The sequence below is a fragment of the Methylobacterium sp. NMS14P genome (assembly GCF_028583545.1).
Lineage (GTDB): Bacteria > Pseudomonadota > Alphaproteobacteria > Rhizobiales > Beijerinckiaceae > Methylobacterium.
This window is the reverse complement of the sequence record NZ_CP087107.1, coordinates 56539-75947: the sequence shown is the minus strand read 5'-3', so window position 1 is coordinate 75947 and position 19409 is coordinate 56539. Positions and strand designations below refer to the sequence as shown.

Here is a 19409-nt window from a genome sequence, read left to right as displayed (position 1 = left end):
AGGACGACGACTCCGGTCGAGACAGCCGCGCCATGCCCCCTCTCCCGTGCGTGAGAGGGCTGGGGTGAGGGATCAGGTCCTTCCGGCTAGGGCGAACCCCTCACCCGGCTTTCTGCGAAAGCGGACCTCTCCCGCACAGGAGAAGGGACGCGCGCCACGCGCGCCGAGGGCTCGACGAGCGCCGCCGTCCCAATCCGGTCGGGAACGGCGCCAGCCCTAGCCCGATGAGATTTTCGAAGCGCGTTTCCATGTCAGGTTCGACACGGCACCCGGACCTGATCGGCGAGGCGGCGCCCAGTCCGGGAACAGGGCCACGAACATCGAGGGGGTGAGATGGCGTCGCAACGTCCGACCTCCGGGTGCGCCACGTTCAACCGCTCGAGGGCCGGCACGCACTCTTGAATGATGCATCACTAATTGATAGTCTGCTATCAATATACGCGCCGGGCCGCAGGGCGTGATCCCTCGCCGTCGACCGGGAGAAGCGAGATGGCAGCCGAGACCCTGCGCCAGCTGCGTCTGGCCTACACCCACAGGCTGCTCCTGTCCGGACGCCAGTGGCGGCGGCTCGCCAACGCGTCGACCGAGGCGCACGGCCTCTCGGAGGCCAAGGCCCTGCCGCTGGTGCTGATCGCCCGCATGGGCGGCGCGCCGCGTCAGACCATCCTGGCGGACGCGATCGGCATCGAGGGCCCGTCGCTGGTGCGGCTCCTGGATCAACTGGAGAAGGCGGACCTCGTCGCCCGCCGGGAAGACCCCACCGACCGCCGCGCGAAGGTGCTGACCCTGACGCCGGCGGGGCAGGCGGTCGTCGCGCGGATCGAGGCGGATCTGGAGCGTCTGCGGGACGCGGCCTTCGCCACGGTGAGCGCCGCCGACCTGGAGGCCGGGCTGCGGGTGTTCCAGGCCCTGCAGGATCATGTCCGCGGTGCGGTGGAGCCCGGGGACGCCGGGGCCGGCGCGCGGCACGGCGAGGCCGCGGAATGACCCTTCCGGGCTGGCGCGACTGGGCCTTCGCGCTCAAGACCTTCGGGGCCGGCATGCTGGCCCTGTTCCTGGCGTTCTGGATCGACCTGCCGAATCCCTACTGGGCGCTCGGCACCGTCTACATCACCAGCCAGGTGCTCGCCGGCGCGACCCGCTCCAAGGCGCTCTACCGGGTGCTCGGCACCCTGCTCGGGGCCGTGGTCACAGTGGCCCTCGTGCCGAACCTCGTGAACGCGCCGGAACTCCTGACGCTCGCCATCGCGACCTGGGTCGCGACGTGCCTGTACGTCTCCCTCCTCGACCGCACCCCGCGCAGCTACGTGATGATGCTCGGCGGCTACACGGCGGCGCTGATCGGCTTCCCGGCCGTCGGCGATCCCGGGACGATGTTCGATATCGCCGTGACCCGGGCCGAGGAGATCACCCTCGGCATCCTCTGCGCCAGCCTCGTGAACACGATCGTGCTGCCGCAGTCGGTGGCGCCGGTGATCTCCGGCCGGCTCGACCTCTGGCTGCGCGACGCGAGGGGCTGGGTCGTCGACGTCCTCGGCCGCACCCGCACGACGAAGGACACGCAGGCGACCCGGCTGAAGCTCGCCTCGGACGCCGTCGCGTTCGATGCCCTGGCGACGCCGCTGCGCTACGACATGACCGGTGCGGAGCGCTCGGCGGATGCCATGGCGACCCTGCGCCAGCACATGCTGATGTTCCTGCCGATCGCCTCCGCGGTCTCGGACCGCATCGAGACGCTGGAGCGGGCGAACGCGCTGCCGGAGCGTCTGCGCGCGCTCCTCGACGCCATGGCGGCCTGGCTCGCCTCCGGAACCACCGAGCAGTCGCAAGCCGACCGCCTGAAGGCCGAGGCGGACGCCCTCGAATCCGGGCTCGGCGAGCGGCCGTCCTGGGACGCCCTCGTGCTGGCGAGCCTGCTGGCGCGGCTGCGCGACTTCATCGACCTGCGCCAGGACGCCCGCATCCTGCAGCGGCACATCGCGGACGGCACGCCGGTCACCGAGGACCTGACCTTCCGGTACACCGCGGCGGCGCGCACGATCCGCCACCGCGACCACGGCATGGCGCTGCTGTCGGCTCTGGGCGTGTTCCTGACCATCCTGGTCACCTGCGCGATCTGGATCGCGACCGGGTGGCCGCACGGCTCGGCCGCGCCGATGATGGCCGCGGTCGGCTGCTCGTTCTTCGCAGCCCAGGACGACCCCGCCCCGTTCATCGTCAGCTTCGCCAACTCGGCCATCCTCGGCGCCCTCGGGTCGGGGGCCTACCTGTTCGCGATCCTGCCGCTGGCCACCTCCTTCGAGATGCTCGCCCTGGCGCTGGCCCCGGCGCTCCTGATCTGCGGGGTGTTCATGGCCCAGCCGAGGACGGCGCCCCTGGCGATGGGCGCGGCGGTCAACGGCTCGGCCATGATCGCCCTTCAGGGCAGCTACACGGGGGACTTCGCGGCCTTCACCAACGCGTCCGTCGCGGTCATCGTCGGGATGTGGGTCGCGGCCATCGTCACGCGCCTCGTCCGCTCGGTCGGCGCCGGCTGGTCGGCGCGGCGCCTGCGGACCGTCAACCGCCGCAGCCTCGCCCGCGCCGCCGGGCGCCAGGGCGCGCAGAACGGGCTCGAACTCGCGGCCCTGATGCTCGACCGGGTCGGCCTGATCGCGCCGCGGCTCGCCGCCCTGCCGTCCGACGACGCGGAATGGACCGCCGACCTCCTCGCCGAGGTCCGGGTCGGCATCAACGTCGTGGAACTGCGGCGCGACCGGCGGCGACTCTCGGAGCCGGCCCGGCAGGCGGTCGAAGCGCTGCTCGCCGCGCTGGCGCGGCACTTCGGAGCCGAGCCGGACAGGCCCGCCCCCGGCCTGCTCGACACCGTCGACGGGGCGCTCGACGCCGTCTCCCGCGATGCGCGGCAGGCGCCCGGCCGGGCCGCGCTGATGGCTCTCGTCGGCATCCGGCGCGGCCTGTTCCCGGACGCGCCGCCCTACCGGCCGACCCGGCCCACCACCACGCTTCCGGAGCTCGCGGCATGACGGGTGAACTCGACCTCTACGGGGTCTTCGTCCCGAGCCTCGCGGCCTGGATGCTGATCGCCTTCGCCCTGAGCTTGCCCCTGCGGTGGCTGCTGGCCCGGACCGGGTTCTACCGCATGGTCTGGCACCGGCCCCTGTTCGACCTCGCCCTCTACGTCGTGCTCCTCGGCGGCGTCGTCTCGGTCGCGGTGCCGCTCACCGCCTGATCGGCCGCCCCGCCTCGCCCTGCCCACACCTTCCGGACCCACCCATGCCCCGGCTGCTCGCCCTCTCGTTCCGCCTCCTCGTCACCCTCGGGATGGTCGCCGCCGCGATCGTCGTCGGGCTGGCGCTGTGGGACTACTACATGGAGGCGCCCTGGACCCGGGACGGGCGGGTGCGGGCCGACGTGGTGGCGGTGGCGCCCGACGTGTCCGGCCTCGTCACCGAGGTTCTCGTCGCGGACAACCAGGTGGTGAAGCGGGGCGACGTGCTGTTCCGCATCGACCCCGAGCGCTTCGACCTGGCCCTGCGCCAGGCCGAGGCGATGGTCGAGGGCAAGCAGGCGACCGCCGAGCGGGCCGCCGCCGACTACGTCCGCTACCAGAAGCTCAGCGACGCCGCCGCGTCCCAGCAGAGGGTCGAGGCGGCCCGGGCGACCGACCTGGAAGCCAAGGCGGCCTACGGACAGGCGGTGGCCGACCGCGACCTCGCCAGGCTCAACCTCGAACGCTCCGCGGTGAAGGCCTCGGTCAACGGCCGCATCACCAACATGGAGTTGCGTCCCGGCACCTACGTCTCCACCGGGCGCGGCGTGATGGCGCTCATCGACAGCGACACGCTGCGCGTCGAGGGATACTTCGAGGAGACGAAGCTCCCGCGCATCCGCGTGGGCGACAGGGCCAGCGTCCGCCTGATGGGCGAGAATGCCGCGCTGACCGGTCACGTGGAGAGCTTCGCGGGCGGCATCGAGGATCGCGAGCGCACGGCCGGCTCGAACCTGCTGGCCAGCGTCAACCCGACCTTCGCCTGGGTCCGGCTGGCCCAGCGCATCCCGGTGCGGATCAGGCTGGACGGCGTTCCCGACGAGACCCGCCTGGTCTCGGGCCGCACCGCGACGGTCGCGGTCGAACCCGGGGGCGAGAGGCCGCATTTCAGCCTGTTCGGGACCTGGCGCGGGGCGCCGGAGCCCGCCGCCCGGGAGGCGAGGCCCCGCTGAGGGCCGACCGGCAATCGCATCTCTCGAACGGGCAGAGCACTCTGGAGACGGATCATGGCGAAGCCAACTTCGAACCGGCCCCAGGTCGGACCGGACCGCGTCCTGGCCGAGGCGCCGTACCGGATCGGTGCGGTGACCCTCGCCGTGCGCGACCTCGATAGGCTCACGCGGTTCTACCGGGACCTCCTCGGGCTCGACATCCGCTCGGAAGCCGACAGTGCCGTGCGGCTCGGGACGGGCGACGCGACGCTCCTCGTCCTTCGGCACAGCCCGAATGCGCGGCCACGGCAGCCCCGAGAGGCCGGCCTGTTCCACACGGCGTTCCTGCTGCCCGGCCGGGGCGACCTCGGTGCCTGGCTCCGGCACGCGGAGGAACACGGCGTCGCGCTCACGGGCGGCGCCGACCACCTCGTGAGCGAGGCCGTCTACCTCGACGATCCGGAGGGCAACGGCATCGAGATCTACGTCGACCGGCCCGCCTCCGCGTGGCAGCGGGCCCCGGACGGCACGGTCGTGATGCGCAACGAGCGGCTCGACCGTGCCGGCCTCGTCGCTGCCGCGACAGGTCCCTGGTCGGAGATGCCGGCCGCTGCCCGCGTCGGGCACATCCATCTCCAGGTGGGCGATCTGGATGCGGCGGAGCGCTTCTACGCGAGCCTGCTCGGCTTCGACGTGATGTGCCGCTATCCCGGTGCCCTGTTCCTCGGCTCCGGCGGCTACCACCACCAGCTGGCCGGCAACGTCTGGAACAGCCGCGGTGCGGCCGTCCGATCCGAGGGGCTGACGGGCCTCGCCGAGGTGGCCCTGCTGGTCGATGGACCGACCCTGGCATCGACGAGAGACCGCCTGCGCGAGGCCGACGTGGTCCTCGACGAGGACGGCGGCGCGCTCGTCGTCCGGGATCCCTGGAGCATCCCCGTGCGGCTCGTGCCCGCGACTTGACAGCATCGTCGGCGCGCGGTCGGGCGGATATACGCACCGCAAGATCTGAGTATTTTTCTGCTTGGAGGATGCAAACGAATAAAGCCCTATATCCTAGCGATCTGCGCCTCTGCTCTCTTCGCACGAATTGTCCTGGTGGTGACTTACTGGTCGAAGATCACCCCTGTTCATCCCGGTGAGACGCCCGAGCCTCCCGTCTCGTCGACGTCGAAGCCGCCGTCGCGTCGAAGCACGGTCCCGCGCCGGACCCGCAGCGAGCGACGGCCCGCGCGACGTTCGTTCGGCTCGATGGCGCGATGCTGAAGCGGCACGCCGAGACGCATCGGCAAGAGGGGCGTGAGACCGGCGCGGGCAACAGCCGGAGATATCTGGCGAGCGAGAACACTGGCCGCTCCCGCGATCCTGTGATCCACCTTTCCATACATCTCAGCATCATGTGATTGTGCTTGCCTTATAGAGGCCGCGCCGCCCGTCTAGCGTCCATAATATCTGTCGTTAACTCAAAATTCGTGGTTGGCTTATAGATCTCTGTAGAGTTCAGGGCCCTGATCTGCATGGATTTCTACTCCCTTTGAGGGGAGATGATGATCCGGGCAGTGCAGCGGGTGTCCCGATCTCGGTAGAGCTCGCGCGGATCGGCATCGGAGACATCCGCTCGCTGCAGTCCGCGCGCGCCACTCTGTCAGTGCATTCCGTGTTCGGGGGTCCGATCGTCCCATGACTGCTCTGGATCCGGCGGAGATCTTCCGCGCCGAGGCCGCCGAGCTGCTCGCCTGCCTGGAGACGACCCTGCTCGACCTCGGCGACCGGCCCGAGGACCGGGCCCTGATCGACACCGCCTTCCGCGCCCTGCACACCATCAAGGGCTCGGGCGCCATGTTCGGCTTCGAGCAGGTCGCCGCCTTCACCCACGACTTCGAGACCGCCTTCGACCGCGTCCGCCGCGGCGAGGTCCCGGTCGGCCGCGACCTCGTCAACGTCTCCCTCTCGGCCAAGGACTTCATCCGCGGCCTCATCGAGGAGCCCGAGGCCAGCGCCCCGATCATCGGCGAGGCCATCCTGGCCGAACTCGAGCAGCTCCTCGGCGCCACAGCACACCGTGGCGCCCACGCGGCCGCCGACACCACCGCCGACACCGCCGCCCACGCTGCCGCCCACGCTGCCGCCTCGTCCGACGCCTCTTGCGACGCCTCTTGCGACGCCCCGGCCGCCGAGGCCGGCTGGCGGATCGGCATCGCCTTCGCCCCGGACGTCCTGCGCAACGGCACCAACCCCCTGGCGCTCCTCGACGAGCTGCGCGACCTCGGCGCCTGCACGGTCGTGCCGCGGCTCGACGCCCTGCCCGAGCTGGCCGGCCTCGATCCCGAGAGCCTCGCCCTCGTCTGGGACGTCACGCTGCGCGGGCCCGTCAGCCGCGCGGCGGTCGAGGACGTGTTCCTGTTCGTGCGCGACGAGATGGTCCTGACCCTGCAGCCGGAAGGCCCGGCGCTGCCGGACGCCACACCGGACGCCGTCCCGCCGGAGGCCGCCCCGATGGTGCCGGCCGGGGCCGAGGCGCTCGCCCCCGCTCCGGGCGCCGCCGCTCCGGTCCCGGTGGAGCCGGTCCCAGCCGAGCCGGTGCCGCCGGCCGCGCCCGCCGCCCCGTCCGTCGCCCCGTCCGTCGCCCCGTCCGTCGCCCCGCCCGATGCCCGGGTGCCGGCGGCGGCGCGGCGGACCGAGGACCGGCCGGCCAGCAGCGTGCGGGTCGAGGCGGAGCGGCTCGACGAGCTGATGGACCGGGTCGGCGAGCTCGTCATCGCCCAGGCCCGCCTCGGCCAGCTCGCCGGCCTGCACGCCGACCCCGGCCTCAAGACCGTCGCGGAGGAGATCGAGCGCCTCTCGGCCCGCCTGCGCGACACCACGATGAGCATCCGCATGGTCGCCATCGGCGCCCTGTTCGGCCGCTTCCGCCGCCTCGTCCACGACCTCTCGCGCGACCTCGGCAAGCCGGTCGAGTTCGTCACCGGCGGCGAGGAGACCGAGCTCGACAAGACCGTGATCGAGCGCCTGGCCGACCCGCTCGTCCACCTGATCCGCAACGCCATCGACCACGGCATCGAGGCGCCCGCGCGCCGCGCGGCCGGCGCCAAACCCGCCACGGGGCGGATCACGCTGACCGCCGAGCATGTCGGCGCCCAAGTGCTGGTGAGCGTGCGCGACGACGGCGCCGGGCTCGACGCGGCGCGCATCCGCGCCAAGGCCGAGGAGCGGGGCCTGTGCGCGCCCGGCGCGGTGCTGACCGACCAGCAGATCTACCAGTTCCTGTTCGCGCCGGGCTTCTCGACCGCGGCGACGATCTCGGCGCTGTCGGGGCGCGGGGTCGGCATGGACGTGGTCAAGAAGACGATCGAGAGCCTGCGCGGCACGATCGACATCACCACCGAGCCGGGGGGCGGGACCTGCGTGGCGCTGCGCCTGCCGCTGACGCTGGCGATCATCGAGGGGCTGCTGATCCGGGTCGGGGCGGGGCGCTACGTGATCCCGCTGGCGGCGGTGGAGGAGTGCGTCGAGCTGCCCGCGGGCGCGCGCGGCGGGCGCGGGCGGGACTTCCTGAACATCCGCGGCGCGCTGGTGCCGTTCCTGCGGCTGCGGGACCTGTTCGGGGCGTCGGGCGAGCCGGAGGAGCACCAGAAGGTGATCGTGGTGTCGGCGGGCGAGGCGCGGGTCGGCCTGGTGGCGGACCAGATCATCGGCAACCACCAGACGGTGATCAAGTCGCTGTCGAAGCTGCACGCGGACGTGGCGACGTTCTCGGGGGCGACGATCCTGGGCGACGGCACGGCCGCGCTGATCGTCGATGTCGGCCGGCTCGTGAGTGGCGGCGAGCGGGCGCGCGAGACTTCGCGCGAGAGCCCGCGCGCGTACCAGGAGGTGGCGTGATGAGCGGCGGCGTGACGGGCGGCGCGGCGAGCGGCGTGATGGGCGGCGTGCCGGGCGGCGTGCCGGGCGGGCCTCCTGGGCCAGGGCCGCGGGCGGGCCCGCAGGTCGGCGGACCGGCGGGGCAGCGGGGCGGCCGGCAGGTGGTGATGTTCCGGATCGGCACGGAGAGCTTCGCGCTGGAGGCCGGGATGGTGCGCGAGATCATCGACCCGATCCCGGCGACCCGCGTGGCCGGGGCGCGGGCGCACCTCGACCGGATCGTGAACGTGCGCGGCAACGTCGTGCCGCTGGCCGACATCCGCGGTCGGTTCGGGATGCCGGCGGCGGCCGACAGCCCGGACACGCGCTTCCTGGTCCTGGAGGTGGTGGTGGCGGGCGATCCGGTGGTGGTCGCGCTGGTGGCCGACAAGGTGTTCGCGGTGACCGAGGTCGACCCGGCCGACTGCGAGGCGGTGCCACCGGTCGGGACGACGTGGCGGCCCGAGTACATCCGCGCGATCGTCAAGGCTGGGGACGACTTCATCATCGTCCCAGACCTCGAACAGATCCTCAACTGAAGACCTGTCCGATTCCTGTCCGGATCCCGCTTCAGTTCCGTTCTGATCGCTTCAAATACTGTTTACACACGGGGGCAAGTACGATGCGTTTCACGATCAAGGCCAAGCTCGGGATCGCCTTCGGGTTGATCCTGCTGCTCCTGGGCGGCGCCGGCTACCTCGCCGTGTCGAGCCTGAGCAGCTCCAACGATCGGATGCAGGCCTTCGCGGCCCGTCCGTTCACCCAGGTCCAGCGCGTCCTGCGCTTCGAGGCCATGTCGTTCGATGCGGCCCGCATGTTCGCGCGGTCGATGCTGGAGCCGACCAACGCGGCCCGCGAGAAGCTGTTCGCCGATTTCCGGGCGCACGACGCGAAGTTCCAGTCCCTGTTCAAGGATTACCTGGATCTCGTCCCGGCCGACGAGCGTGCCCGTATCCAGCCCCTGCGCGACGACTGGTCGAAGCTCAGCGAGGCGGTGACCAAGGGTATGGAATTCGCCGTCCAGAACGGCAACAACACCGCCAACGCGCTCGCCACCGGTGAGCAGCTGGCCGCGTTCACCGCGGTGATGGCCAAGATCGACGACATCAAGGCGCGCCCGGACCTCTCGACCGAGGACCGCGGCCAGATCAACGTCATCGAACTCAAGATGGTCCGTCTGCGCGGCGAGATCTACCGCGAGATCGTGATCACCGACGACGCGCTGCTCGCGAAGATCGCCGGCGAGTTCAAGGAGACCCTCAAGGTGCTCGAGCGCGATCTCGCCACGTTCACCGAGACGTCGCGCGGTACGGGTTTCGCCGATGCGACCAGCGCGCTGAACGCCGCCGTGAAGGCCTGGACCCCGTCGGCCGAGAAGGTCTTCGCCCTGGGACTGGCGAACACGGACGCCAAGGCGCTCCAGTATTACGTCGGCCCGTTCACGGATGCCCGGAAGGCCGTGATCGAGGACGTGGCCAAGCTGCGCACCTACGAGGAGAGCGTGGCGAACGGCTTCGTGCAGAGCACGCAGGCAGCCTTCGAGTCGACCCGCACGATCATGATCGCCGTCGTGACCGGCGCCGTGGTGCTCGGTCTCGCCATGGCACTCTGGATCGCGATCACGATCTCCCGCGGTCTGTCGACGGCGGTCTCCGCCGCTCAGAGCGTCGCCGCCGGCGACCTGACCAAGGACGTGGCCGTGACCGGTCGGGACGAGGTGTCCGACCTCCTGCAGGCGATCCAGGCGATGAACGTGAAGCTGCGCGAGGTGGTCGGTCTGGTGGTCAACGCCGCGAGCAACGTGTCTGCGGGTTCACAGGAGCTTTCGGCCTCGGCCGAGCAGCTGTCGCAGGGCTCGACCGAGCAGGCCGCCTCGACCGAGGAAGCCTCGGCGTCGATGGAGGAGATGGCCTCCAACGTGAAGCAGAACGCCGAGAACGCCAGCCAGACCGAGACGATCGCCCGGCAGTCGGCCCAGGACGCCGAGGCCAGCGGGGTGGCGGTCGGCCGCGCCGTCGAGGCCATGCAGACCATCGCCCAGAAGATCACCATCGTGCAGGAGATCGCCCGCCAGACCGACCTGCTCGCCCTCAACGCCGCCGTCGAGGCGGCCCGGGCCGGCGAGCACGGGCGCGGCTTCGCGGTGGTGGCCAGCGAGGTGCGCAAGCTGGCCGAGCGCAGCCAGGCGGCCGCGGCCGAGATCGGCACGCTCTCGTCCGACACCGTCAAGGCCGCCCAGCAGGCCGGCGACATGCTCGGGCGGCTCGTGCCCGACATCAAGAAGACCGCCAGCCTGGTCGAGGAGATCACCGCCGCCTGCCGCGAGCAGGATGTCGGCTCGGGCCAGATCAACCAGGCGATCCAGCAGCTCGACAAGGTCACCCAGCAGAACGCCAGCGCCTCCGAGCAGGTCTCGGCCACCTCCGAGGAACTGGCCACCCAGGCCGAGAAGCTGCAGGCGACGATCGCCTACTTCCGCATCACCGAGGCGTCCGCGCCGGGCGCGTCCCTGGCCGGTGCTCCCTGGCGGGCGTCGATCAGGCGGTGACGCGGCTGCGGACGACGGCGGCGCGGATGGGCACGGCCGCGGGGGGCATGGCCTTGGGGGGCATGGCCTCGGGGGGCGCGTCCTCGGCGGCGATCCGCTCGCCGAGCCCGAAGCGGGCGGGCGGGCGCGGCCCGGCCGGGGGCGGCGGCTTCGCCCTCGACATGGGCGAGGGCGACGCGCAGGACGCCGCCTTCACCCGCGTCGCCTGACGCGTCGCCCCAGACCCGGATCCGCGCGGCGCCAGGCCCCGCGCGGATCCCGCCGTCGGCGCCGGGCCGCAGCCGCAGCCGCAGCCGCAGCCGCAGCCGCAATCCATCCGGAGATCCCGCATGTCCAGTGTGTGGCAGTACCTGACCCTCGGCCTCGGGGCCGAGACCTTCGGGATCGACGTCGAGCACGTCCACGAGATCCTCGACTACCGGGTGCCGGCGGCGCTGCCGCAGGCGCCGGCGTTCCTGCTCGGCATGATCGACGTGCGCGGGCAGAGCTACCCGGTGGTCGACCTGCGGACCAAGCTCGGCCTGCCTTCGGTGGCGCGCACGCCGGCCACCCGGATCATCCTGCTCAACGTGCCGATGCCGGGCCGGGCGCTGCGGGTCGGGTTCGTGGCCGACCGGGTGATCGAGGTGACGGAGCTCGACCGGGCCGAGATGGAGGCGGCGCCCGAGGTCGGCGGGCGGTGGAACGCGCGCTACATCGCGGGCATCGGCCGCCGGGGCGAGGCGTTCGTGGTGGTGTTCGACCTCGTCGCGCTGATGGACGGCGACGGCCCGGCGCTGGCCGCAGCCCCGCAGGCCGCAGCCCCGCAGGCCGCCTGAGGAAGCCGCTCCGGCCCGGGCTCACGCCGTCGGGGCCTCGCGGTCCAATTCACGGACGAACATCTCGGCCTGATCGATGAGCAGGTTCAGATGAGCCGCGCTGCCGCTCATCTGGCCGACCAGCTCGGCGGTGAGCTCGGTCAGCCGGGTGTCGGCACGCGGCTGCACGCTCTGCAGGTTGGCGATCTGGGCCGCCAGCTCGGTCCGTCTCCGATGCAGCACCTTCAGGAGCGCCTCGATCCGAGCCGCGACCCGATCCGCGGTGAGCTCGTCCGTCCGTGCCCCGCCGGCGGTGCCATCCTCCTCGGAGCGCAGTGGGATGATCGTTCCGGTCATGGCAACCTTGCTTTGCCTCAGGACGAACGGCTTAGGCCGTGACGCAGTCCTCAGGCTGACCGGCGCTGGCGATGAACGCTCCGGTGGCTGAGCCTTCCGCTCACCCGACCCGGCCGCTCTCGCGCGGCCGGGGCCCGGTGTCCGCGTCGGGGCTCGAGCAAGTCTCAGGCCGCCCGGACGGTCGCGAGGAAACGTGCCACCTCCGCACCGAGATGCCCGGACTGGCGGGACAGCCCGTCCGCCGCGTCGAGCACCTGGGCCGCGGCCGCACCCGTCTCCTCGGAGGCCTCGGCCACGCCGGCGATGTTGCGCGTCACCTCGTCCGTACCCGTCGCCGCCTGAGCGACGTTGCGCACGATCTCCTGCGTGGCGGCGGCCTGCTCCTCGACCGCCGCCGCGATGGTGACCGCCACGCCGTTGATCTCCCGGATCCGCCCGGTGATCGCCCCGATGGCACCGACCGCCTCGGCCGTCACGCCCTGCACGCGCGCGATCTGGCCCGAGATCTCCTCGGTCGCCCTCGCCGTCTGCGCGGCGAGCGCCTTGACCTCGGCGGCGACCACCGCGAAGCCGCGCCCGGCGGCACCGGCGCGGGCCGCCTCGATCGCGGCGTTCAGCGCCAACAGGTTGGTCTGCCCGGCGATCCATGAGATCAGCCCGACCACATCGCCGATCCGCGCGACCGTCCCGCTCAGTTCCTGCACCAGAGCCGCCGTCTGATCCGACTCGTCCACCGCCGCTCGCGCGAGCTTGGCCGAGCCGTCCACCTGCCGGCCGATCTCCTGCACGGACGCGCCGAGCTCCTCGGCGGCGACCGCCACGGTGTTCACGTTGCTCGCGGCCTGCCCGGCCGCGGAGGCCACGGTGGTGGACCGGCCGGCTGTCTCGGTGGCCGTGGCGGTCATGGCCTGCGCGGTGGCCTGCAGTTCTGCGGCCGAGGACGAGACTTGGCCGACGACGCTCCCGACCGCCCGCTCGAACCCGTCGGCCAGCTCCAGCACGGTGCGCTTGCGCGGCTCCTCGACGGTGGCCCGAGCTCGCGCAGCCTCTCGCTCCAGGTGTCGGCTGCGGATCAGATGATCCTTGAAGACCTGCACGGCCGCCGCCATCGCGCCGATCTCGTTCTTCGTGGCCGTATCGGGAACGACGATGCCGGTATCACCGTCCGAGATCCGGCCCATGACCTGGGCCATGCGCCGGATCGGCATCGAGATTGTCCGGACACACACCACGATCACGCCGCCGCACATCATGAGCACCGTGCCACCGCCCAGAAGGAACAGGACGAAGCGCGCCCGAGTCGCGGCGATGCGGGCATTGATCAGGTCGAAGACGCGGACGAACAATCGATCGTGAAGTTCGACGATGGAGCTCATGGCCGGAACATAGCGGTCGGCAAAATCCTGCACCGTCAGGGCAGCCGTCCGGCCGGCCGAGTTCTGCGCCACGACGTCGGCGGCCAGCTTCTGGCCGCCCTCGACATAGTGAGACCGCATGGTCCGCATGAGCTCATCGACACGCGTGTCATCGCCGATTTCCCCGCGGGCCAGCAGGATCTGCCGCATCTGCGCGTCGACGTAGCCGCTCAATCGATTGTACTGCCCGATCTCATCCTCCGTCATACGCCGCCTGATCACGAGAGCAGGGGTGAAGACGGAGCCGATCTGACCGGCGAAGTCGCGCAGCGCCGTCGCCGTCCGGGCCATCGTCAGCCAGGAGCCCAGGTTCCGATCGGCCGCCGTTGTCGCATCGTCGACAGCATTCAACGCTTCGTCGAGCGTCGGCGGGACGGCGACCAAGGCCTGCACGATCCCCGCCACCTCGTTCGCGAGCGCTGTGCCAGGGGGTGAGCCGTCACGGCATCGGCACGCTGCCGCACGGCGGCGAGGCGCCGAACGGTTTCGGAGAGGGCCCGGCAGCCTTGCTCCCCCGGCGCTCCGGCAGCGTGGACACGGCGAGGTGGCCGGCAACGGGAGGGCAACGAGGGCGCGGGTCAGCGGTCCTCGCCGGCCAGAACCGGAACATGGAGTGCCGGGACCGCGATCGTAGCAACAGGTTCGTGCCGAGCCGACGGGCTGGATCTCGGCCGAGACATGGCGGACTATCCCCGGAGACAGAGGCGCGCCTGAGCGTGCCCGGACCAGGGAGGGATCGATGGGCTCGCTCGGCGCGAAGGGGGTCGCGACCGTCGCCATAGCGGCGGCGATCGGAGGATGGCTCGCGGCGCAGACATCGCGGGGTGCGTCCGCTCATGAGCCGCGCTTCCCGCAGCTGACGCTGGATCAGCTCACGCCCGCGCAGCGCCCCCTCGGCGAGAAGATCGTGAAGATCTCGAGCGTCGGTCTGGCGGGACCCTACAACCCGATGATCCGCAGCCCCGAGATGGCGCAGCGGATGTACGACCTCCTCGACTACCTGCGCTGGCATACATCCGTGCCGACGCGTCTGAACGAGTTCGCCATTCTGATCCAGGGTCGGCTCTGGCGCTCGCAGGTCGAGTGGTACGCCCACTATCCGCTGGCGATCAGAGCCGGACTCTCGGAGGCGGTGGCGGCCGACCTGAAGGCCAACAGGCGTCCCGCTGCCATGAAGCCCGACGAGGCCGCCGTGTACGATTTCTGCATGGAGCTCTCCACGCAGCGCGCGGTCTCGGATCAAACCTTCGCCCGTGCCAAGGACGTGCTCGGTGAGCAGGGCGTCGTCGACCTGACCGCGCTGACCGGCACCTACGTGACCGTCGCCATGCTGCTGAGCATGGCCGAGGAAGGCGTGCCGCCCGGCAAGGAGCCGCCGTTCAAGCCCGGCGACTGAGCGCGACACGGTGCGGCGGCCCGCGTCGAACGGCGCGATCGGGGAGCAGGCACTCTCGAGCCGCGCCTCATGGGTGTGCGACCGCGCCGTGCGGCGTCGCGGCGCCCTCGAGCACGCGGACCGGGAGACGGCGGTGTCGCCGGCCTGCGGGCAGAAAAAAGGCCGCCCCGGTGGAGCGGCCCGAAGTCTTGGGAGGAAACGCCCTCGGAGAGGGCTGCAGGATCGCGACGCCATCGCGACCTGGCACGACTGATCTGGGCAGAGGTCGCGCCGTGAACAACCGTGCGCAGGCCGGATCGCGCGCATAAGCGGCGCTGTTCGGCCCGCCGGGTGCGCTTCCGCACCACGGCGCGGTCCGCCCACCGGTCGGGCCGACACGGGCGCCGGGATCGAGGCCCGGGCAGAGTGGCGGCGGAGGCGCAGACAGTCGCGGACCGTGCCGGCCCGGTGTCCGGATCGGGCCTGCCTCACGGCGGGATCAGCTGCCCATCCCACGCCAGGGTGTGACCGGAATCCTCGGCCCGCAGCCCGGACACCACCTGCAGCAGCCGAGCCGCACACTCGTCCGGCGCGAAGACGCCGGGTGTGCCGGCATCCGGGCGAAACGGCCGGGACAGAGCCGTCCGCACGGTTCCGGGATGGAGACCGACGACGATCAGCTCCGGATGGGTGCGCGCCGTCTCGACGGCGAGCGTGCGGAGGATCTGGTTGAGCGCCGCCTTCGAGGCTCTGTAGGCGTACCATCCGCCCAGGCGATTGTCGCCGATCGATCCGACGCGCGCCGAGAGCGCGGCGAAAACGCCGTGCCCAACACGCGGCATCAACGGAATGAAGTGCTTGGCCACGAGGGCGGGGCCGACGGTGTTGACGGCGAACACCGCGGTCATCGCGGCCGGATCGAGCGCGCGGATCGCCTTCTCCGGCGCGATGCCCGGCCCGTGCAGCAGACCGCTGGCGACGAGGACCAGCCCGACCGGTCCCGCCGCGCCGACAGCCTCGGCCGCCGCCGCGATCGAAGCCTCGTCCGTGATGTCGACGGACAGGGACTGCACGGGATCGGGCTGAAACACCTGCGAGCGCGAGAGGGCGAAGATGCGCTTGTACGTTCCGGCCTCCGCGAGGGCTGCGACGAGCGCCTGACCGATACCGCCCGAAGCTCCGAAGACGACTGCACTGCTCATTCGGCACACCGCGAACGGGATGTCTTCCCGGGCTGCCCACTCAACGGATCCCCGACGCCACCCGCAAGGCCTGTGAACCCTCATCGGACGGCTGTACCGCGCTCGGAAGGGGGATTTGAGGACCAGCCGGCGAGATCGATGCCGTCGTAGGTGCGCAACGCGACGTTTGGCGAGTCATCGCAACCGGTGGCACGGACAGTCGCGGCCGCGCCCGCCTTCGCGCATGACCACGGAGGTCATCACGGGGTTCACCACGGTGGTGGCCACCGGCATCTCGGGGGCCGGCATCGGCGTGCCGACGTCGCGCATCACCGTCGGGGCGGGCCGCACCGCCTGGGCGACTGGCATCACGGGTGGCGCAGCGTCCGCACCGCGGTGATGGCTCGCCAGCGACAGGAGGCCCTCGCCCGGCGCGACGCCGCTCAGACCCAGACGGCGCAGCGTCGACAGCAGGTCCAGGCCGCGCGCCAGCAGCAGGTGGCCCAACGGCAGCAGTAGGCCGCCCAGCGGCAGCAGATGATGGCGCGACCACACCCGGCGCCCCCACGGGCGGTTCATCCGGGTCCGCAGCCCTCCCGCGGCAATCCGCGACCGGCCTGCCCACCGGGACATCCCTGCCGCTAGAGCCGCACCCGATCATGTCGCAACGGTCTGGAGGGAGAGCGACTCCGGTCGAGACAGCCGCACCATGCCGCCGCTGCCATGCCCCCTCTCCCGTGCGGCGTGGGCACTCGGCGACAACCCCGCCTCAGTTCGATCGGGAACGACTCTAGAAGGCCGCGCCCGCGGCGTCACGGTTCGATCGGGCCGAGCCCGACTCGACCAGCACCTCTTGGATCAGCTCGACCATGGCCGCGTCGTCCTCGACGCAGTGGCTCCGCGGGCTCACGGCACCGCGCCCGGCAGATGGAGCCGGACCACCGTCCCGCGTTCGGCCGCGCTCTCGATCTCCAGCTCGCCGCCACGCGCCTGGGCGTAGCGGTGGACCGGCTCTGTCGACTTCAACCAGAGCATGCTCTCGCCGACACCAAGCTGGAGACCGGCGCCTCCTCCACCTACCGCGCGCAGACGCAGCACGTGCTGCCGATCAAGTTCTCTAAGCGCGGGCGGGACCTCGGAGGAACCGTCGCGGAGGCGCAGGACCGGGTCCGGCGCAACGTCCCGCTGCCGCACGGCGACCGGGCGATCTGGGCCGGCGAGTTCGACGACCTGCAGAAGGCCGAGGCGCGCCTGATGGTCGTGGTGCCGGTCTCGCTCGGCCTCATCCTCGTGCTGCTCTACAGCCTGCTCAATTCGCTGCCGGTGCTGACGGGCATCCCGTTCGCGGTGGCTGGCGGGATCCTGGCGCTGGGGGTCACGGGCCTCAGCGTCTCCGTCTCGGCGGGGATCGGCTTCGTGTCGCTGTTTGGCGTGCCGGTGATGGACGGCATCCTGATGCTGACCGACTACAACGAGGCGCACCGGGCCGGTCTGCCGGTGCGGCAGGCGATGTACCACGCACGCCGCCGAGCAGCGGATGCGCCCGATGCTGATGGCGGCGCTCTCGGCCAGCATCGGCCTGTTCCCGGCGGCCCTCTCGAACGGCATCGGCTCGCAGGTCCAGAAGTTGCTGGCGACCGTGGTCGTGGGCGTGATGATCGTCCACCCGGCGATGCTGTTGCTGGTCGTCCCGGCCCTTCGGCTCGTGCTCCTGCCCGCGGATCCGGCGACATCGCGCGGCCCGTCGTGACACGCAGAGCGAGGTGCGGCCGTCGGGCGACGCGTCCGCCCGCCGACGCGCCGAGACGCGCGCCTGTGGCCACGAGAACCGGATCTCGGACAGGCGTCACGAAGCGGCGAGCCGCCGGGGATGCGCGGCCGGCGCGCTTGACCGAGCGGTGGCCCCGTGGCTTCTGGCGAGGGCGCGAACGGCCGCTCTCGGCTCCGCGCTTCACCGTCAGGATTCCTGAACCCCATGCCCAGCGACAGTCACAGTCGATTGTCCGCGCCGTTCGCGCCGGCCGCCTCTCGCATGGACGCCTGACCGGCGCGCCTCGGGACACGGCCGCGCGAGCGGCCGGACGCCTCCGAGGTGCAGTATGAAGACGATCGTCTCTCACAGCGCAGGCGCGCGCCTCGCGCCATTCGCCGCGCGCCGGCAAGCCCCGTGCGACACGCACCGCGTCCAGGTTCCGAGGTTGGTCGAGCACCGCCTCCGCGCTCCTCTGCGCGCAGTCTGGTCGATCGATCCCGCCGGCGGGCGGTTGGCGTGCAGATGGGTGCCGGACGACGAGGTGCCGGACAGTCCCCATCGTCGGAACCGCAATCTGGTGAGCGACGCCTCCGATCACGCCGCGCTCGACCGGTTCGCCGCCTAGCGCGTCATCCTGTCGATGGGACGACCGCCGCTCCGTCGACGGGCCTGGCGCTGCGGGACGTTCGAGGGTGCGAACCCACCGGGCCGAGCGCCGTCCGCGTCCGAGCGCGCGGCTCACTTATCGGCGACGCCCGAGGCCTGAACGTCTCGGCGCATGGCGGCCGATCGCCAGTCCGACCGTCCCGGCCCCGTCGAACCGGAGACCATGTCGGTGATGGACGTGCCCCTGTCGCCGTCGGTGGCGGTGAGGGCAATCGGGCTTCGAGGTGGATCCGCCAGACAGGCAGGCGGGTTCGTGACGACCCGGCTGAAACGCGCGGCGTCCCGTCAACGCTCGCTCATGGGCCAGGTCACGGATCATTGCGCCTGACCGCGCCTGCAGGAGAGCGGCCGAGACTTCGTTGGCCGGAGCCTTCGCGGGCCGCCTGGCGCAGGCATTCGCGGCGCGCGCCACGGCGGACGATACGCGAGCGGTGGGTTGAGAGGGTGCATCGGATCCGGCAGCGCGGGATCTCCGTTGCCTGCAATCCGCAGAACACGACGTGCTGGTGCGGCGGCGTCGCAGCGGCTTCAGCGTGCGACGCGAGTCTCCGCCGTGCTCGCGAGGTCCGAGGCCACGCAGCGCTCGAACAGTCCAATACGACACAGATCGCGGCCAGCCCTGGCACCTGTACCGTCAGCGCCGACCCGTCTACGTAACTTTCCGTTGCCCTTTCTCAGCGACAAGCAACCTTAAATGGGCAAAAGCTGGTCGCTCCCCCTTCCCAGGGGCATTCATATAGCTCAGCTTCCCTCGGACCGCGGTCATTCCTGCGTTTGGTCTGTAGAGGGTGAGTTGATGCGAGGGCGTTTCCTGTTGTCGGCCGGTGCAGCCGGCGCGGTCATCGTACTGGGTCTGGCGCCGACGCCCTCTCACGCTCAGAGTGCGGGCGCCGTGTTCGGCGGCTTGGCCGGAGGCGTCCTCGGTGGCGTCATCGCGGGCTCGATTGCCGCGCAGGCGGCGCGCGAGCGCCCCGTGGTCGTCTACGCCGCGCCGCGCCGTACCGTCCGGGTCATCCACGAGGTGCGGCGCGTGCCAGCCCCGCGGCGGAAGGTCGTTCGCGCGAACCGCCAGCCCATGCAGCCCGCCGCCGGCCCGACGGGCGCGCAGGTGGTCAACGCGTCGGCAGACCCCTTCGCCTCGCCGCGGGGCAACGCCACGACCTCGGTCAACCAGACGCGCTGAGAACCACTTCCAGGACGCACGCCGGATCGAC

General features: G+C 71.5%; 15 protein-coding genes and 2 pseudogenes. 13 read left to right on the top strand and 4 right to left on the bottom strand.

Going from position 1 to position 19409, the window contains the following annotated elements; translation table 11 throughout:
• Positions 1–489: 489 nt before the first annotated feature.
• From LOK46_RS30200 to LOK46_RS30155, 9 genes and pseudogenes are all read left to right on the top strand, one after another.
• Entirely contained in the window at positions 490–987 is a 498-nt protein-coding gene (locus LOK46_RS30200; RefSeq protein WP_273565032.1) for a MarR family winged helix-turn-helix transcriptional regulator, read from the top strand.
• Positions 984–3026 (top strand): FUSC family protein, encoded by a 2043-nt coding sequence (locus LOK46_RS30195; RefSeq protein ID WP_273565031.1) that lies wholly within the window; start codon positions 984–986, stop codon positions 3024–3026. Before LOK46_RS30200 ends, LOK46_RS30195 begins: the two co-directional genes overlap by 4 nt.
• Positions 3023–3232 carry a DUF1656 domain-containing protein gene (locus LOK46_RS30190; protein ID WP_273565030.1) on the top strand — a complete coding sequence of 70 codons (210 nt, stop codon included), beginning with the start codon at positions 3023–3025 and terminating at the stop codon, positions 3230–3232. The genes LOK46_RS30195 and LOK46_RS30190 overlap by 4 nt, the downstream gene beginning before the upstream one ends.
• 44 nt (positions 3233–3276) lie before the next feature.
• Entirely contained in the window at positions 3277–4224 is a 948-nt protein-coding gene (locus LOK46_RS30185) for an efflux RND transporter periplasmic adaptor subunit (protein WP_273565029.1), read from the top strand.
• A gap of 54 nt (positions 4225–4278) precedes the next feature.
• The gene (locus LOK46_RS30180; RefSeq protein ID WP_273565028.1) at positions 4279–5166 is read left to right on the top strand and encodes a VOC family protein; all 888 of its coding nucleotides are present in this window, start codon (positions 4279–4281) and stop codon (positions 5164–5166) included.
• 717 nt (positions 5167–5883) lie between these two features.
• Positions 5884–8085, top strand: coding sequence for a chemotaxis protein CheA (locus LOK46_RS30175; protein ID WP_273565027.1), 2202 nt, complete (start codon positions 5884–5886; stop codon positions 8083–8085).
• Positions 8085–8642: a chemotaxis protein CheW gene (locus LOK46_RS30170; RefSeq protein WP_273565026.1), complete on the top strand. Its 558-nt coding sequence runs from the start codon at positions 8085–8087 to the stop codon at positions 8640–8642. The genes LOK46_RS30175 and LOK46_RS30170 overlap by 1 nt, the downstream gene beginning before the upstream one ends.
• 83 nt (positions 8643–8725) lie before the next feature.
• Positions 8726–10860 (top strand): annotated as a pseudogene (locus LOK46_RS30165) (methyl-accepting chemotaxis protein).
• Positions 10861–10980: 120 nt separating this feature from the next.
• Positions 10981–11469: a chemotaxis protein CheW gene (locus LOK46_RS30155; RefSeq protein ID WP_273565023.1), complete on the top strand. Its 489-nt coding sequence runs from the start codon at positions 10981–10983 to the stop codon at positions 11467–11469.
• Positions 11470–11490: 21 nt separating this feature from the next.
• Here LOK46_RS30155 and LOK46_RS30150 read toward each other — a convergent pair whose 3' ends face one another.
• Entirely contained in the window at positions 11491–11805 is a 315-nt protein-coding gene (locus tag LOK46_RS30150; RefSeq protein WP_273565022.1) for a hypothetical protein, read from the bottom strand.
• Between the two features lie 164 nt (positions 11806–11969).
• Positions 11970–13775 (bottom strand): methyl-accepting chemotaxis protein, encoded by a 1806-nt coding sequence (locus LOK46_RS30145; protein WP_273565021.1) that lies wholly within the window; start codon positions 13773–13775, stop codon positions 11970–11972.
• 184 nt (positions 13776–13959) lie between these two features.
• On the opposite strand from LOK46_RS30145, the gene LOK46_RS30140 reads away from it, so the two are divergent.
• Positions 13960–14616: a carboxymuconolactone decarboxylase family protein gene (locus LOK46_RS30140; protein WP_273565020.1), complete on the top strand. Its 657-nt coding sequence runs from the start codon at positions 13960–13962 to the stop codon at positions 14614–14616.
• A 467-nt stretch (positions 14617–15083) separates the two neighbouring features.
• Here the strand turns inward: LOK46_RS30140 and LOK46_RS30135 are convergent, their stop codons facing one another.
• Positions 15084–15797 carry an SDR family NAD(P)-dependent oxidoreductase gene (locus LOK46_RS30135; RefSeq protein WP_273565019.1) on the bottom strand — a complete coding sequence of 238 codons (714 nt, stop codon included), beginning with the start codon at positions 15795–15797 and terminating at the stop codon, positions 15084–15086.
• A gap of 174 nt (positions 15798–15971) precedes the next feature.
• A complete protein-coding gene (locus LOK46_RS30130) occupies positions 15972–16355 on the bottom strand; it encodes a hypothetical protein (protein ID WP_273565018.1) in 384 nt (127 codons plus the stop codon).
• Between the two features lie 447 nt (positions 16356–16802).
• Between LOK46_RS30130 and LOK46_RS30125 the strand changes: the two are divergent.
• The 3 genes and pseudogenes from LOK46_RS30125 to LOK46_RS30115 all read left to right on the top strand — a co-directional run.
• Positions 16803–17526 (top strand): annotated as a pseudogene (locus LOK46_RS30125) (efflux RND transporter permease subunit); the annotation flags it as partial.
• 349 nt (positions 17527–17875) lie between these two features.
• Positions 17876–18154 carry a hypothetical protein gene (locus LOK46_RS30120; protein ID WP_273565017.1) on the top strand — a complete coding sequence of 93 codons (279 nt, stop codon included), beginning with the start codon at positions 17876–17878 and terminating at the stop codon, positions 18152–18154.
• 837 nt (positions 18155–18991) lie between these two features.
• Entirely contained in the window at positions 18992–19378 is a 387-nt protein-coding gene (locus LOK46_RS30115; protein WP_273565016.1) for a hypothetical protein, read from the top strand.
• Positions 19379–19409 lie beyond the last annotated feature (31 nt).

Coding starts and splice junctions, on each gene's coding strand:
- LOK46_RS30200 (WP_273565032.1), top strand. CDS start 490: ATGGCAGCCGAGACCCTGCGCCAGCTGCGTCTGGCCTACACCCACAGG.
- LOK46_RS30195 (WP_273565031.1), top strand. CDS start 984: ATGACCCTTCCGGGCTGGCGCGACTGGGCCTTCGCGCTCAAGACCTTC.
- LOK46_RS30190 (WP_273565030.1), top strand. CDS start 3,023: ATGACGGGTGAACTCGACCTCTACGGGGTCTTCGTCCCGAGCCTCGCG.
- LOK46_RS30185 (WP_273565029.1), top strand. CDS start 3,277: ATGCCCCGGCTGCTCGCCCTCTCGTTCCGCCTCCTCGTCACCCTCGGG.
- LOK46_RS30180 (WP_273565028.1), top strand. CDS start 4,279: ATGGCGAAGCCAACTTCGAACCGGCCCCAGGTCGGACCGGACCGCGTC.
- LOK46_RS30175 (WP_273565027.1), top strand. CDS start 5,884: ATGACTGCTCTGGATCCGGCGGAGATCTTCCGCGCCGAGGCCGCCGAG.
- LOK46_RS30170 (WP_273565026.1), top strand. CDS start 8,085: ATGAGCGGCGGCGTGACGGGCGGCGCGGCGAGCGGCGTGATGGGCGGC.
- LOK46_RS30155 (WP_273565023.1), top strand. CDS start 10,981: ATGTCCAGTGTGTGGCAGTACCTGACCCTCGGCCTCGGGGCCGAGACC.
- LOK46_RS30150 (WP_273565022.1), bottom strand. CDS start 11,805: ATGACCGGAACGATCATCCCACTGCGCTCCGAGGAGGATGGCACCGCC.
- LOK46_RS30140 (WP_273565020.1), top strand. CDS start 13,960: ATGGGCTCGCTCGGCGCGAAGGGGGTCGCGACCGTCGCCATAGCGGCG.
- LOK46_RS30135 (WP_273565019.1), bottom strand. CDS start 15,797: ATGAGCAGTGCAGTCGTCTTCGGAGCTTCGGGCGGTATCGGTCAGGCG.
- LOK46_RS30130 (WP_273565018.1), bottom strand. CDS start 16,355: ATGAACCGCCCGTGGGGGCGCCGGGTGTGGTCGCGCCATCATCTGCTG.
- LOK46_RS30120 (WP_273565017.1), top strand. CDS start 17,876: ATGAAGACGATCGTCTCTCACAGCGCAGGCGCGCGCCTCGCGCCATTC.
- LOK46_RS30115 (WP_273565016.1), top strand. CDS start 18,992: ATGCGAGGGCGTTTCCTGTTGTCGGCCGGTGCAGCCGGCGCGGTCATC.